This is a genomic window from Streptomyces sp. NPDC086766 (assembly GCF_044746005.1).
In the GTDB taxonomy this organism is placed as follows: domain Bacteria; phylum Actinomycetota; class Actinomycetes; order Streptomycetales; family Streptomycetaceae; genus Streptomyces.
In genome coordinates this window covers 77,589-91,699 of sequence record NZ_JBIVBI010000006.1, presented here as the reverse complement: position 1 = coordinate 91,699, position 14,111 = coordinate 77,589, and the positions used below count along the sequence as shown (strand labels likewise).

General features: G+C 73.3%; 12 protein-coding genes. 9 read left to right on the top strand and 3 right to left on the bottom strand.

Annotated features, from left to right (window positions below; genetic code table 11):
• Window positions 1-10: 10 nt before the first annotated feature.
• Together ACIPM1_RS13370 and ACIPM1_RS13365 are read left to right on the top strand one after the other, a co-directional pair.
• Complete coding sequence (locus ACIPM1_RS13370) at window positions 11-1,453, top strand: GuaB1 family IMP dehydrogenase-related protein (protein ID WP_402433180.1); 1,443 nt, start codon at window positions 11-13, stop codon at window positions 1,451-1,453.
• A 199-nt stretch (window positions 1,454-1,652) separates the two neighbouring features.
• On the top strand, window positions 1,653-2,105 hold the full coding sequence (locus tag ACIPM1_RS13365) for an Lrp/AsnC family transcriptional regulator (protein WP_402433176.1): 453 nt from the start codon (window positions 1,653-1,655) through the stop codon (window positions 2,103-2,105).
• A 37-nt stretch (window positions 2,106-2,142) separates the two neighbouring features.
• Here ACIPM1_RS13365 and ACIPM1_RS13360 read toward each other — a convergent pair whose 3' ends face one another.
• Entirely contained in the window at window positions 2,143-2,883 is a 741-nt protein-coding gene (locus ACIPM1_RS13360; protein ID WP_402433173.1) for a GntR family transcriptional regulator, read from the bottom strand.
• A gap of 214 nt (window positions 2,884-3,097) precedes the next feature.
• Here ACIPM1_RS13360 and ACIPM1_RS13355 point away from each other — a divergent pair, with 214 nt between their 5' ends.
• The 7 genes from ACIPM1_RS13355 (at window position 3,098) to ACIPM1_RS13325 (ending at window position 11,460) form a co-directional block, all read left to right on the top strand.
• Complete coding sequence (locus tag ACIPM1_RS13355; RefSeq protein WP_402433170.1) at window positions 3,098-4,255, top strand: ABC transporter substrate-binding protein; 1,158 nt, start codon at window positions 3,098-3,100, stop codon at window positions 4,253-4,255.
• The gene (locus ACIPM1_RS13350) at window positions 4,252-5,148 is read left to right on the top strand and encodes an ABC transporter permease (RefSeq protein WP_402433167.1); all 897 of its coding nucleotides are present in this window, start codon (window positions 4,252-4,254) and stop codon (window positions 5,146-5,148) included. Before ACIPM1_RS13355 ends, ACIPM1_RS13350 begins: the two co-directional genes overlap by 4 nt.
• Window positions 5,136-5,951: an ABC transporter permease subunit gene (locus ACIPM1_RS13345; RefSeq protein WP_356185143.1), complete on the top strand. Its 816-nt coding sequence runs from the start codon at window positions 5,136-5,138 to the stop codon at window positions 5,949-5,951. The genes ACIPM1_RS13350 and ACIPM1_RS13345 overlap by 13 nt, the downstream gene beginning before the upstream one ends.
• A 2-nt stretch (window positions 5,952-5,953) precedes the next feature.
• The gene (locus tag ACIPM1_RS13340) at window positions 5,954-7,036 is read left to right on the top strand and encodes an ABC transporter ATP-binding protein (protein WP_402433163.1); all 1,083 of its coding nucleotides are present in this window, start codon (window positions 5,954-5,956) and stop codon (window positions 7,034-7,036) included.
• A gap of 45 nt (window positions 7,037-7,081) precedes the next feature.
• Window positions 7,082-8,548, top strand: a complete 1,467-nt coding sequence (locus tag ACIPM1_RS13335; protein WP_402433160.1) for an HAD-IA family hydrolase — start codon at window positions 7,082-7,084, stop codon at window positions 8,546-8,548.
• A gap of 324 nt (window positions 8,549-8,872) precedes the next feature.
• Window positions 8,873-9,661 carry a carbon-nitrogen hydrolase family protein gene (locus ACIPM1_RS13330; protein WP_356185134.1) on the top strand — a complete coding sequence of 263 codons (789 nt, stop codon included), beginning with the start codon at window positions 8,873-8,875 and terminating at the stop codon, window positions 9,659-9,661.
• Window positions 9,662-9,747: 86 nt separating this feature from the next.
• Window positions 9,748-11,460 carry a flavin monoamine oxidase family protein gene (locus ACIPM1_RS13325; RefSeq protein ID WP_402433156.1) on the top strand — a complete coding sequence of 571 codons (1,713 nt, stop codon included), beginning with the start codon at window positions 9,748-9,750 and terminating at the stop codon, window positions 11,458-11,460.
• Between the two features lie 233 nt (window positions 11,461-11,693).
• On the opposite strand, the gene ACIPM1_RS13320 is transcribed toward ACIPM1_RS13325, so the two are convergent.
• Both ACIPM1_RS13320 and ACIPM1_RS13315 read right to left on the bottom strand, forming a co-directional pair.
• A complete protein-coding gene (locus ACIPM1_RS13320) occupies window positions 11,694-12,389 on the bottom strand; it encodes a DUF5995 family protein (RefSeq protein WP_402433153.1) in 696 nt (231 codons plus the stop codon).
• 183 nt (window positions 12,390-12,572) lie between these two features.
• Complete coding sequence (locus ACIPM1_RS13315; RefSeq protein WP_402433150.1) at window positions 12,573-14,009, bottom strand: uracil-xanthine permease family protein; 1,437 nt, start codon at window positions 14,007-14,009, stop codon at window positions 12,573-12,575.
• Between the last annotated feature and the right edge of the window lie 102 nt (window positions 14,010-14,111).

The following is a 14,111-nucleotide window of genomic DNA, read 5'->3' as shown; positions in this document are numbered from 1 at the left end:
TGTGCAGCACGTGCGTTTCCTCAATGACATCCGGCCCGCCTACGACCTGACGTACGACGACGTCTTCATGGTGCCGAGCCGCTCCGCGGTCGGTTCGCGTCAGGGCGTGGACCTCAGCTCCCCGGACGGCACGGGCACCACCATCCCGCTCGTCGTCGCCAACATGACCGCCATCGCCGGCCGCCGCATGGCCGAGACGGTGGCGCGCCGCGGCGGCCTGGTGGTCATTCCGCAGGACATCCCGATCGACGTGGTCACCGAGGTGATCTCCTGGGTGAAGAGCCGCCACCACGTGCTGGACACCCCGATCGTGCTGGCGCCGCACCAGACCGTCGCCGACGCCCTGTCCCTGCTGCCCAAGCGGGCGCACAACGCCGGTGTGGTCGTCGACGAGGACCACCGGCCGGTCGGCGTCGTCACCGACCGCGACCTCAGCGGCGTCGACCGCTTCACCCAGCTCGAAGTGGTCATGTCCCGGGACCTGCTGCTGCTCGACGCCGGGATCGACCCGCGCGAGGCCTTCAACACCCTCGACGCGGCCAACCGGCGCTACGCCCCGGCCGTCGACCGGGACGGCAGGCTGGCCGGCATCCTGACCCGCAAGGGCGCGCTGCGCGCGACGCTGTACGCGCCGGCCGTCGACGCGGACGGCAGGCTCCGCATCGCCGCCGCCGTCGGCATCAACGGCGATGTCGCGGGCAAGGCGAAGCAGCTGCTGGACGCGGGCGTCGACACGCTCGTCATCGACACGGCGCACGGCCACCAGGAGTCGATGGTCAGCGCCGTCAAGGTGGTCCGCGACCTCGACCCGCGGGTGCCGATCGTCGCGGGCAACATCGTCTCCGCCGAGGGCGTCAGGGACCTGGTCGACGCGGGCGCGGACATCATCAAGGTCGGCGTGGGCCCGGGTGCCATGTGCACCACCCGCATGATGACCGGCGTCGGCCGGCCGCAGTTCTCCGCCGTGCTGGAGTGCGCGGCCGAGGCGCGGAAGTACGGCAAGCACGTGTGGGCCGACGGCGGTGTCCGCCACCCGCGGGACGTGGCGATGGCCCTCGCCGCCGGTGCGTCCAACGTCATGGTCGGCTCGTGGTTCGCGGGCACCTACGAGTCGCCGGGCGACCTCCAGCAGGACGCGAACGGCCGGCTCTACAAGGAGTCGTTCGGCATGGCCTCCGCCCGCGCGGTGCGCAACCGCACCTCGGAGGAGTCGGCCTACGACCGCGCCCGCAAGGCGCTGTTCGAGGAGGGCATCTCCACCTCCCGCATGTTCCTGGACCCGGCGCGCCCGGGCGTGGAGGACCTGATCGACTCGATCATCGCGGGCGTCCGCTCCTCCTGCACCTACGCCGGTGCCGCCTCCCTGGAGGAGTTCGCCGAGAAGGCCATCGTCGGCATCCAGAGCGCGGCCGGCTACGCCGAGGGCAAGCCCCTGCACGCCAGCTGGAGCTGACCGGCACCGCCCCGCCCCCGGCCCCCGTGCCCGGGAGACCTCCCGAGCGCCGGGCGGAGGGCCGGAGGGCGGCCGGGCTCGTGTTCTACTTCGTGTACGGCCACCGCCGTCCCGCCCCGCGGCGGCCGGCGGTTCCGTGACCGCCGACGGCCCCACGACGGCGGAGAAGTGACCGAACCGAAGAAGTGATCCACTCCCCGTGCTCAACGATCTCGACGAACGCATCGTGCACGCCCTCGCCGAGGACGCCCGCCGCTCCTACTCGGACATCGGGCAGCTGGTCGGCCTGTCCGCCCCCGCGGTGAAACGGCGCGTGGACCGGCTGCGCGCCACCGGCGCCATCACCGGCTTCACCGTCCGGGTCGACCCGGCGGCGCTCGGCTGGAAGACCGAGGGGTACGTCGAGATCTACTGCCGGCGCAACACCTCCCCGGAGACCATCCAGCGCGGCCTGGAGCGCTACCAGGAGGTGGTGTCCGCGTCCACCGTCACCGGCGACGCGGACGCGGTCGCCCAGGTCTTCGCCGCCGACATGCGGCACTTCGAACGGGTCCTGGAACGCATCGCGGGGGAACCGTTCGTGGAGCGGACCAAGTCCGTCCTGGTGCTCTCCCCGCTGCTGCGCAGGTTCTCGTCCGGAGCGCCGACGTAGACGCGGAGGCCGAGGCGGGGCCGCGCGCCCGCCGGCGCTATTCCGCGCCTCTGCGGGCCAGCGCGTTGTTCCCCGTCGAGTTGTGCACGCTGAAGCTGACGGCGTCCGGGCGGTAGCGGTCGTCGGACCACTCCACCGGCCGCCCTTCCCGGGTGGTCGTCACCCTGCGCACCCGCAGCAGCGGACTCGTGCGGCGCACCCCGAGCAGTTCGGCGTCCCGGGCGCCCGCCGCCACCGCGTCGATGACGTGCTCGCCGTAGGCGACGACCAGGCCGGTGTCCTCGTAGAGCCGCTCGGTGACGGACGGGCAGTCCGGCGGGACCGACTCGACCGCTGGGGAGATCCAGTCCGCGTACACCGTGCGCTCCAGCAGCACCGGCTCCCCGTCCAGGCCGCGCACCCGTAGGACGTGCAGCACCGGTGTCCCCTCGGACAGGTGCAGGCGCACGGCGTCCTCCTCGCCGGCGGGGCGGTATCCCTGTGCCACCACCCGGCCCGTCGCCCGTCGGCCCATGGCCCGGGCCCACTGGGCGAAGCTGCGCAGTTCGGCGAAGCTCTGGCTGCGGCGGCTGGCCAGCACCACCCGGCGGGCGCCCTGGCGGGACCCGATCAGCCCCTCGGCGGTGAGGGCCGCCACCGCCTGGCGGACCGTGCCGCGCGAGACGCCGTACTGCCCGGCGAGCTCCGTCTCCGGCGGCAGCCGGCTCCCGACGGTGTACTCCTCACGGCCGATCGCCCGCCGCAGGGCGTCGGCGATCTCCTCGTGTCGCGCCGGCATGTTCCCCCTCCGAGTCGGCGACTGTGCACAGCGTGAGCAGCCTAAACCAGATCCGCCGGTGCCCGGGGGCGGTGCGAAGTGTGCAAGCCGAAGGCAGCGGGGGTTTCGCGGCAGTTCACGAACAGGACACCGAGGGCGGGCGTACTGGGGTCGACTTGTTCAGACAAGTTCTCCGCACTGCCTCAAACCCCCGTGTGCATCCCAGGAGAGTCCCGTGACCGTGTCCCTGCCGAGAACCGCCGTCCTGGGCGGTTCCCTCGCCGTCGTCGCCGCGCTCGCCCTGAGCGCCTGCGGTGCCGCCCCCGACAACGCGTCGACCACCGCCGACGGCAAGAGCGCCGCCACCGCCGCCTCCGCCACCGCGTTCGGCGGCATGGACGCGCTGGTGAAGGCGGCCAAGAAGGAGGGCACGCTGCACGCCATCGCGCTGCCCCGCGACTGGGCCAACTACGGCGCCCTCATCGACGGCTTCCAGAAGAAGTACGGCATCAAGGTCGAGGTGGAGAACCCGGACGGCTCCAGCCAGGACGAGATCAACGCCGTCACCTCCCGCAAGGGCCAGGACCGCGCCCCCGACGTGCTGGACCTCGGCAGCTCCTTCGCGCTCAGCGCCGCCCAGCAGGACCTGCTCGCGCCGTACAAGGTGACCGGGTACGCCGGCATCCCGGCCGCGCAGAAGGACCCGCGGGCCCGCTGGTACAACGACTACGGCGGCTACATCTCCATCGGCTGCGACGCCAAGCGCGTCAAGCAGTGCCCCACCACCTTCAAGGACCTGCTGAAGCCGCAGTACAAGGGCCAGGTCGCCCTCAACGGCAACCCCACCAAGTCCGGCTCGGCCTTCGGCGGCGTCTACGCGGCCGCGCTGGCCAACGGCGGCTCCTTCGACGACATCCGGCCCGGCCTGGACTTCTTCGCCAAGCTGAAGAAGAACGGCAACTACACGCCCGTCGAGTCCACCCCGGCCACCGTCGAGAAGGGCGAGACGCCGATCAGCATCGACTGGGACTACCTGAACGCCGGCTACGCCGACGAGTTCAAGTCCAAGGGCGTGGACTGGAAGGTCACCGTCCCCACCGACGGCAAGTACGCCCAGTACTACTCCCAGGCCATCACCAAGGACGCCCCGCACCCGGCGGCCGCCCGCCTGTGGCAGGAGTACCTCTACAGCGCCGAGGGCCAGAACCTGTGGCTCAAGGGCTACGCGCGCCCGGCCCTGATGGCCGCCCTGCAGAAGGACGGCACCCTCGACGCGGCGGCCGCCGCCAAGCTCCCCAAGGTCTCCGGCACGCCCGCCTTCCCGGCCGAGACCCAGCAGAGCAAGGCCAAGACGGTCATCGCGCAGGGCTGGGGGAGGGCCGTCTCCGGATGACCACCGCCCTCACCCGGGTGGACGTGGCGCCCGCCGCTTCGGCGAAGCGGCGGCGCCGCGCCCCGGGCGCCCTCGCCGTCCTCCCGCTGCTCGCCTTCACCGCGATCGCCTTCGGGCTGCCCGCCCTGGCCATGCTGAACGGCGCCTTCACCGTCGAGGACCAGGCCACCGGTGCCACCACCTACAGCACCGCCAACCTGACGACCTCGCTGCACGGCGCCTACCTGACCTCCCTGCTCGGCAGCGTCAAGCTGTCCGCGATCTCCGCCGCCCTCGGCGCCGCGTTCGGCCTGCCGCTCGCGCAGGCCGTGGTGACCTCCCGCTCCCGGGCGCTGCGCGAGGCCGTGCTCACCGCCTCCGGGGTGCTCGCCAACTTCGGCGGCGTCCCGCTGGCCTTCGCCTTCGTCGCCACCCTCGGCAACGCGGGTGTGCTGACGCGGCACCTGGGCCTGACCGGGAAGGGCTGGGACCTCTACAGCTTCTGGGGCCTGGTGATCGTCTACCTCTACTTCCTGATCCCGCTGATGGTCCTCACCATCACCCCCGCCCTGGAGGGCCTGCGCTCCCAGTGGCGGGAGGCCGCCCAGAACAACGGCGCGGGCGCCGCCCAGTACTGGCGGCACGTCGCCCTGCCGGTCCTCGCGCCGTCCCTGCTCGGAGGCCTGGTCCTCCTCTTCGGCAGCGCCTTCGCCGCGTACGCCACCGCCGCCGCCATGGTCGGCAGCTCGGTCCCGCTGGTCACCCTGCAGATCGCCGACGCCATCTCCGGCAACGTGCTGGTCGGCCAGGAGAACGTGGCGCTCGCCCTCAGCCTCGACATGGTCCTGGTCGCGGGCCTGGTCATGGCCGTGTACCTGCCCCTGCAACGACGGAGCGCGCGATGGCTCGCCTGAATCCGTGGCGAGGGACCGTGCTCGGCCTCGCCGCCCTGTACTTCCTGGTCCCGCTGGCCGCGTCCGTGGTCTTCACCGTGGAGGTCCCCGGCCGGGGCGTCACCTTCGACGCCTACTCCCAGATCCTCTCCACCGACGGCTTCGGCTCCAGCCTGCTGCTGTCGCTGGAACTGGCCGCCGCCACCATCGCCCTGGTGCTGCTGCTGATGGTGCCCGCCGTGGTCGCGCTCCGGCTCGGCGCCCCCCGGCTGCGGCCCGTCGTCGAGGTGGTGTGCTCACTGCCGCTGGTCGTGCCCCCGATCGCCTACGTGGCCGGCATCGCCACCGTGCTCAAGTGGGGCCCCGACCACCTCTCGCGCACCCCGCTGTTCCAGACCTTCGTGGCCGTCCAGAACCCGGACTTCCCGTTCGTACTCGTCCTCGCCTACGTCGTGATGGCGCTGCCGTTCGTGTACCGGGCCCTCGACGCCGGGCTCCGCGCGATCGACGTGCGCACGCTGGTGGAGGCGGCCCGCAGCTGCGGGGCCGGCTGGCCGCAGGCCCTCCTGCGCGCCGTGCTGCCCAACCTGCGCGGCGCCCTGCTCAACGCCGCCTTCCTGACCCTCGCGCTGGTGCTCGGCGAGTTCACCGTGGCCCAGCTGCTGGGCTTCAGGCCCTTCGCCGTGTGGATCTACAGCATCGGCGGCTCGCAGGCCCAGCTGTCCGTCGCCGTCTCCGTGCTCAGCCTGCTCGTCACCTGGGCACTGCTCCTCGCGCTCGCCGGTGCCGGCGGCCGCACCCGAACCGCTCCGTCCCGGGGATGATCATGACCGCCACTGCCCTTGAGAAGGCCGCCGAGACCCAGGCCGCCACCGTCGAGTTCCGCGGCCTGCGCCGGGAGTTCGGCTCCACCGTCGCCCTCGACGGGCTCGACCTGACCGTGCGGCCGGGGGAGTTCCTCGCGCTGCTCGGCCCCTCCGGCTGCGGCAAGACCACCGCGCTGCGGATGCTCGCCGGGTTCGAACACCCCGACTCCGGCGAGGTGCTGGTGGACGGCGAGGACGTCACCCGCGTCCCGGCCCACCGCCGCGACGCCGGGATGGTCTTCCAGTCGTACAGCCTCTTCCCGCATCTCAGCGCCCTCGACAACGTCGCCTTCGGGCTGCGGATGCGCAAGGTCCGCACCGCCGAACGGCGCGCCCGCGCGGCGGAGTTGCTGGACCTGGTCGGGCTCGCCGAGAAGGGCGACCGCTACCCGCACCAGCTCTCCGGCGGCCAGCAGCAGCGCATCGCGCTGGCCCGGGCGCTCGCCCTGCGCCCGCGCGTCCTCCTGCTCGACGAGCCGCTGTCCGCCCTCGACGCCAAGGTCCGGCTGAACCTGCGCGAGGAGATCCGCAGGCTCCAGCAGGAACTCGGCATCACCACCCTGTTCGTGACCCACGACCAGGAGGAGGCGCTGTCGGTCGCCGACCGGGTCGCCGTCATGCGCGCCGGCCGGCTCGAACAGTGCGCCGCCCCGGCCGAGTTGTACGGCCGGCCCGCCACCCCCTTCGTCGCCGAGTTCGTCGGCACCATGAGCCGGATCCCCGGCCTGCTGGCGCGGGACGGCGTCGAGGTGCTCGGCCGCCGGCTGCCGGTCGACGGCCCGGCGCCGGAGGCCGGCGAGGTGGACGTGCTCGTACGGCCCGAGTCGGTTCGGCTACGGGCGGACGAGGCCGGCGACGCACGGGTCGTCGCCACCGCCTTCCTCGGCGCGGCCGTCCGGATCACCGCCCGGCTCGCCGACGGCTCCGAGGTGAAGGCGGACCTGCCCGCCCACGAGGCCGCCGGACTCGCCGCCGGCGCGCCGGTGCGCGTGTCGCTGCCGGACCGGCCCGTCCTGGTGGCGGAACGCACCCCCCGGCCGTGACCGCGGACCCGCCATGACGACCCCCCACTCCGGAAAGAGAGAGACGTGACCCCCCACCCCCGGCTCCCGCTCCAGGCCGTGCTGTTCGACATGGACGGCACGCTCGTCGACACCGAGCGACTGTGGTGGGAGGCGGTGGAGCACGTCGCCGGACGCCCGCTGACCGAGGCGGACCAGCCGGAGGTGCTCGGCCGCGCCGTCGAGGACACGGCGCGGTGGCTCGGGGCGGCCACGGGCGCCCCGGCCGGCCCCCTCGCGCGCGAACTGCACCGGGAGTTCGTCTCCCGCGTCCGCACCGGCGTCGTGCCGCGCCCCGGCGCGCTCGACCTGCTCGACGCCCTCGCCCGCGACGGGGTGCCCCTCGCCCTGGTGACCGCGTCCCCGCGCGCCGTCGCCGACACCGTGCTCGAAGCCCTCGGCCCCGGCCGGTTCGCGGCCTCCGTCACCGCCGACGACACCGAGCGCACCAAGCCCGCCCCCGACCCCTACCTCGCCGCGTGCCGCGCCCTCGGCGTCGACCCGGCGGCCTGCGTGGCCGTCGAGGACACCCGGACCGGCGTCCGCTCCGCCGAGGCGGCCGGGTGCGCGGTGCTGGCCGTGCCCTCCCTCGCCCCGATCGAGGCGGCGCCGGGCCGGACCGTGCGCCCCAGCCTGGCCGGGGTCACCCCGCAGGAGCTGAGCGCCCTGGTCCCCGTCGAGCTGCGCGTCATGAGCTGGAACCTGTGGCTCGGCGGCGCCGAGGTGGACGACCACCGGGCCAAGCAGCTCAAGGCGATCCTGGAGAGCGGCGCCGACGTCGTGGGCCTGCAGGAGACCGGCGGCACCGCGGCCGGGGAACTGGCCGAGGCCCTCGGCTGGCACCACCACCGGGCCGGCGAGAACCTCGGGGTCATCAGCCGCCACCCGGTCACCGCCCGCCTCGGCGACCCGGACGTCGGCTTCTACGGCGCCGCCGGGGTCCGTGTCGCCGTCGCCCCGGGCCGCGAGGTCGACATCTGGACGGCCCACCTGCACTACACGCCCTACGGTCCCTACGAGGCCGCCTTCGACGGGCTCCCGGCGGCCGAGCTGATCGCCCACGAGGAGGTGCGGCTCGCCCAGATGCGGGACACGCTGCGGCGGATCGCCGACGAGGGGGACCCCGCCGTGCCGGTCGTCCTGGTCGGCGACTTCAACTGCCCCTCCCACCTCGACCGGCCCGACGTGGCCTGGCCGGTGACGCGGGCCGCCGAGGAGGCGGGCCTGCGCGACTCCTACCGGGAGGCCCACCCGGACCCGGCGGCCGACCCGGGCCACACCTGGTCGCCCGTCCACCCGGTGCACGAGGACGGCAGCGGGCGCCCCGAACCGCAGGACCGCATCGACTACGTCCTGCACCGCGGTCTGACGGTGCGCGACGCGCGGACGTTCGTCAGCGGCGTCCCCCGCCCCTGGCCGGACGTCGCCGCCAACGACTGGCCCTCGGACCACGCGGCCGTGGTCACCACCTTCGCCGTGCCCGGCCCCGCGTGAGCGGGGACCACCTGGGGTGACTTGCGCGGGCCCCGGGCGGCGCCCGTGCGGGCCGTCTCCACGGGCCCGCCGGGGCGGCGGACGGGGGCGGGAGGGACGCGGCCGGCACCGATCGGCGGGCGGCGCGGGCGAGGGGGTTTCCGGGGGAGGCCCGAGCGGGGGAGGAGGCCTCGGCGAGGGTGCGCAACGAATCGCCGCCGGGTCCCGGTGGGACGCAACGATCCGCTCACCGGCGTGCAACGGCTCCCGCTTGTCGGCCCGAGCCCGCCGACCGTACGGTCTAACCGACCCCCGAACCCCCTCCGTCACCGGTGAGGACCACGCATGCGCACCGCCCTGCTCCAGAGCTCCGGCCGCCCCGGCTCCGTCGCCGAGAACCTCAAGGTCCTCGACGAGGCCGCGGGCCGCGCCGCCGCCGCGGGCGCCGGGCTGCTGGTCGCGCCGGAGATGTTCCTGACCGGGTACGCCATCGGCGACGGCGTCGGCCGGCTTGCCGAGCCCGCCGACGGCGAGTCCGCGGACGCGGTCGCGTGGGTCGCCTCCCGGCACGGCCTCGCCGTCGCCTACGGCTACCCGGAGCGCGACGGCGAGGCCGTCTTCAACTCCGCCCAGCTGATCTCCGCCGACGGCACCCGGCTGGCGAACTACCGCAAGACCCACCTCTTCGGCGGCTTCGAGCGCGCCCACTTCGCACCGGGCGACCGGACGGTCGTCCAGGCCGACATCGGCGGCCTGACCGTGGGCCTGATGATCTGCTACGACGTGGAGTTCCCGGAGAACGTCCGCGCGCACGCCCTGGCCGGCACCGACCTCCTCCTGGTCCCGACGGCGCAGATGCACCCGTTCCAGTTCGTCGCCGAGTCCGTCGTCCCGGTGCGCGCCTTCGAGAACCAGATGTACGTCGCGTACGTCAACCGGGTCGGCACGGAGGGCGAGTTCGAGTTCGTCGGCCTGTCCACCCTCGCCGGACCCGACGGCGTCGCCCGGACCCGCGCGGGCCGTGCCGAGCAGCTCGTCCTCGCCGACGCCGACCCGGCCTTCCTCGCCGCCTCCCGCGAGGCCAACCCGTACCTGAAGGACCGCCGCCCGGGCCTCTACGGCTCGCTGATCTGATCCCTGCGGCCCCGCGGCCCTTCGGTCTTCCCCGATCTCCTCCCACCTCCCCCAGAACACCTTTTCGCGCAAGGAGTCCGTGCCCCATGACGTCCACCGTGCCCAACGCCGTCGAGCACGCCGACGGGCAGCAGCCGCCGATCACCATGTTCGGCCCGGACTTCCCCTACGCCTACGACGACTTCCTCGCCCACCCCGCGGGCCTCGGCCAGATCCCGGCGACCGAGCACGGCACCGAGGTGGCGGTCGTCGGCGGCGGCCTGTCCGGCATCGTCGCCGCCTACGAGCTGATGAAGATGGGCCTCAAGCCCGTCGTCTACGAGGCCGACCGGATCGGCGGCCGGCTGCGCACCGTCGGCTTCGAGGGCTGCGACCCCTCGCTGACCGCCGAGATGGGCGCCATGCGCTTCCCGCCGTCCTCCACGGCCCTGCAGCACTACATCGACCTGGTCGGGCTTCAGACGCGGCCCTTCCCCAACCCCCTCGCCGAGACGACCCCGTCGACGGTCGTCGACCTCAAGGGCGAGACCCACTACGCCGAGACGATCGACGACCTGCCGCAGGTCTACCGGGACGTGGCGGCGGCCTGGAACCGGTGCCTGGAGGAGGGCGCGGACTTCTCCGACATGAACCGCGCCATGCGGGAGCGGGACGTCCCGCGCATCCGCGAGATCTGGTCGAAGCTGGTCGAGAAGCTCGACAACCAGACCTTCTACGGCTTCCTCTGCGACTCCGAGGCCTTCACGTCCTTCCGGCACCGCGAGATCTTCGGCCAGGTCGGCTTCGGCACCGGCGGCTGGGACACCGACTTCCCCAACTCCATCCTGGAGATCCTGCGCGTCGTCTACACCGAGGCCGACGACCACCACCGCGGCATCGTCGGCGGTTCCCAGCAGCTGCCGCTCCGGCTGTGGGAGCGCGAGCCGGAGAAGATCGTCCACTGGCCCTACGGCACCTCGCTGAAGTCGCTGCACGTGAACGGCGAGCCCCGCCCGGCAGTGACCCGGCTGCACCGCACCGCCGGCAACCGGATCACCGTGACGGACGCGAACGGCGACGTCCGCACCTACCCGGCGGTGATCTTCACCGCCCAGTCCTGGATGCTGCTGTCGAAGATCGACTGCGACGACTCGCTCTTCCCGATCGACCACTGGACGGCGATCGAGCGGACCCACTACATGGAGTCCAGCAAGCTCTTCGTGCCCGTCGACCGGCCCTTCTGGCTGGACAAGGCCGTCGACGACAGCGGCAACCCGACGGGCCGCGACGTCATGTCGATGACCCTCACCGACCGGATGACCCGCGGCACCTACCTGCTCGACGACGGCCCGGACAAGCCCGCCGTCATCTGCCTCTCCTACACCTGGTGCGACGACAGCCTGAAGTGGCTGCCGCTGTCCGCGAACGAGCGGATGGAGGTCATGCTGAAGTCGCTCGGCGAGATCTACCCGAAGGTCGACATCAGGAAGCACGTCATCGGCAACCCGGTGACCGTCTCCTGGGAGAACGAGCCCTACTTCATGGGCGCGTTCAAGGCCAACCTGCCGGGCCACTACCGTTACCAGCGGCGCCTGTTCACGCACTTCGTGCAGGACCGGCTGCCCGAGGACAAGCGGGGCGTCTTCCTCGCCGGCGACGACATCTCCTGGACGGCGGGCTGGGCCGAGGGAGCCGTCCAGACCGCGCTGAACGCGGTCTGGGGCGTCATGCACCAGTTCGGCGGCGAGACCGACCCGGGCAACCCCGGCCCGGGCGACGTCTACGACGAGATCGCCCCCGTCGAACTCCCGGAGGACTGAGCCCCGTTCGCCGGGGGTCGCAACCCCGCCCGCCCGCGCGGTCGCGCAGACCTCCGCGGAGACGCCCTGCGACTCCCCGGCGTCGCGCGGAGCTCCGCGGGCGACCAGGATCCCGTGGGCATGCGCTGGGCGCCACCGGCACGCTGCCGCCCAGCCGGACCCGCTCGGTGACCGCGGCGGCGGGCGTCAGCGCGACCGGTGGGCCGGCCACGTGGCGGCAGGACTCCGGCCTGTCAGTCCGGCAGGGGTGTGAGCAGCATGCGCCCGGCGAGGCCCACCGCCGCGTCCAGGCGTTCGGTGAACTCCCCGGCCACGTCGGGGAGTCGGCGCAGCGCCCACAAGGCCCGCGCCGCCGACCAGGTGGCCTCCCGGGCCTTCTCCAGGCTCCACGCGCCGAGCAGGTGGGTGAGCGGGTCGGCGATCTGGAGCAGGTCGGGGCCCGGCATCAGATCCTCGCGGACGCGCTCCTCCAGGGAGACGAGCAGGTCGCCCACGCGGTCGAACTCGTCCTCCAGGGCGGCCGGTTCGCAGCCGAGCGCGCGGCAGGCGTCGACGACGGCGAGCGCCAGGTCGTGGCCGATGTGCGCGTTAATGCCGGCCAGGGCGAACTGCAGCGGCCGTACGCCCGGATGCCGGCGGAGCTGGAACAGCGGACGCCAGCAGGCCGGCGGGCGGCCCGCCCCGTCCGCCGCGTCCACGGCGGCGAGGTACCGCCGCGCGAACCGGACGTCCAGCGTGGCCGCCGCCCGCGCGTCGGCGAACCGCCCCGCGCTCAGGCCCCGTCCGACCTCCTCGGTCACGGCGAGGTAGACGCGGTTGAACACCGCGAGCCCGTCGTGCTCCGGCAGAGCGGCGTCCAGAGCGCGCATCCGGGCGACGACCGCGTCCACGGTGTCCACGTCATGGGTGAGCTGTGCCGATTGCCCCATGGGGGCAGGGTCCCAGCCCCGGCCCGGCCGGGGGGCCGACGGGCCCGGCGCTTCCCCAGATCGGGGGAACGCCGCCGTCCCGCGGGCGAGCGGACGCCGGGCCCGGAGGGGAACGGCCCGCGAGGCGGGAGGAGCGACAGCGTGCCCGGACCACGTGCCCGGTTCACCTGCCCCGGGCGGTGGTCAGCGGGTGCGGTGCCCGGCGTCGGTCTCGGCCCCGGTCGCCTCGGCCGTATCGGTCGCCTCGGCCGTCTCGTCGTAGGAGGACGTGCCCTCGTCCAGCAGCGGCTCCTGCGGCTTGAGGTGGGCCGGAGCCAACGCCCGCAGCGCGTGGTAGCCGGTGATCACGACCAGCGTGCCGAGCGCGATGCCGCTGAGCGAGAAGGTGTCGGTGAACTTCATGGTGACGTTGCCGACGCCGATGATGATGCCCGCCGCGGCCGGCACCAGGTTCAGCGGGTTGCGCAGGTCCACCCGGGCGTTGGTCCAGATCTGCGCGCCCAGCAGGCCGATCATGCCGTACAGGATCACGGTGATCCCGCCGAGCACACCGCCGGGGATCGCGGCCACCACCGCGCCGAACTTGGGGCAGACGCCGAACAGCAGCGCGAAGGCGGCGGCGGCCCAGTACGCGGCGGTCGAGTAGACGCGGGTCGCGGCCATCACGCCGATGTTCTCCGAGTAGGTGGTGTTGGGCGGGCCGCCGACGGCCGTGGACAGTACCGAGGCGACGCCGTCCGCGGAGATGGCGGTGCCCAGCTTGTCGTCGAGCTTCTCGCCGGTCATCTCGCCGACCGCCTTGACGTGGCCGGCGTTCTCCGCGACCAGGGCGATCACCACGGGCAGCGCCACCAGCACCGCCGACCACTGGAAGGACGGCCCGTGGAAGGAGGGCAGCCCGATCCAGTCGGCCTTGCCGACGCCGGAGAGGTCCAGGCGCCAGTGGTCGGTGAGCCTGCCGCTCGCGTCCACAGAGTGGATCTTGCCGAAGACGCGGTCGAAGACCCAGGAGATGCCGTAGCCGAAGGCCAGACCGAGGAAGATCGCGATCCGGGACCAGAAGCCGCGCAGGGCGACGACGGCGAGCCCGGTGAACAGCATCACCAGCAGGGCCGTCCACTGGTCCTGCGGCCAGTAGGTCGAGGCGGTCACGGGGGCGAGGTTGAAGCCGATCAGCATCACGACCGCGCCGGTGACGATCGGGGGCATCGCGGCATGGATGATCCGCGCACCGAAGCGCTGCACGGCGAGACCCACCAGGAACAGCGCCACGCCGACGACGAGGACCGCGCCGGTCACGGTCGCGCTCGTGCCGCCCTGCGCCCGGATGACCGCCGCGACGCCGACGAAGGACAGCGAGCAGCCCAGGTAGCTGGGCACCCGGCCGCGGGTGGCGAGCAGGAAGATCACGGTCGCCACGCCGGACATCATGATCGCGAGGTTGGGGTCCAGGCCCATGAGTACGGGGGCGACGAAGGACGCGCCGAACATGGCCACGACGTGCTGGGCGCCGAGTCCGACCGTGCGGGGCCAGGAGAGCCGTTCGTCGGGCCGCACCACCGCTCCGGGTGCGGGCGTCCGCCCGTCACCGTGCAGCTTCCAGCGCACGCCGAGGTCCATGGTGGGGTTTCGCTTTCTCTGTACCTGAAGACTGTCCGGTCCATTGTCAGGGGTACCTGGCGGTCCTCCGCACCCGAGGTCCTCTCCGTGGACCGCGTTCAC

What these genes read in the sequence shown, in the direction of transcription:
- ACIPM1_RS13360 (WP_402433173.1), bottom strand. Translation starts at nt 2,883, where the DNA reads ATGCCGGCGCGACACGAGGAGATCGCCGACGCCCTGCGGCGGGCGATC.
- ACIPM1_RS13350 (WP_402433167.1), top strand. Translation starts at nt 4,252, where the DNA reads ATGACCACCGCCCTCACCCGGGTGGACGTGGCGCCCGCCGCTTCGGCG.
- ACIPM1_RS13345 (WP_356185143.1), top strand. Translation starts at nt 5,136, where the DNA reads ATGGCTCGCCTGAATCCGTGGCGAGGGACCGTGCTCGGCCTCGCCGCC.
- ACIPM1_RS13340 (WP_402433163.1), top strand. Translation starts at nt 5,954, where the DNA reads ATGACCGCCACTGCCCTTGAGAAGGCCGCCGAGACCCAGGCCGCCACC.
- ACIPM1_RS13330 (WP_356185134.1), top strand. Translation starts at nt 8,873, where the DNA reads ATGCGCACCGCCCTGCTCCAGAGCTCCGGCCGCCCCGGCTCCGTCGCC.
- ACIPM1_RS13325 (WP_402433156.1), top strand. Translation starts at nt 9,748, where the DNA reads ATGACGTCCACCGTGCCCAACGCCGTCGAGCACGCCGACGGGCAGCAG.
- ACIPM1_RS13320 (WP_402433153.1), bottom strand. Translation starts at nt 12,389, where the DNA reads ATGGGGCAATCGGCACAGCTCACCCATGACGTGGACACCGTGGACGCG.
- ACIPM1_RS13315 (WP_402433150.1), bottom strand. Translation starts at nt 14,009, where the DNA reads ATGGACCTCGGCGTGCGCTGGAAGCTGCACGGTGACGGGCGGACGCCC.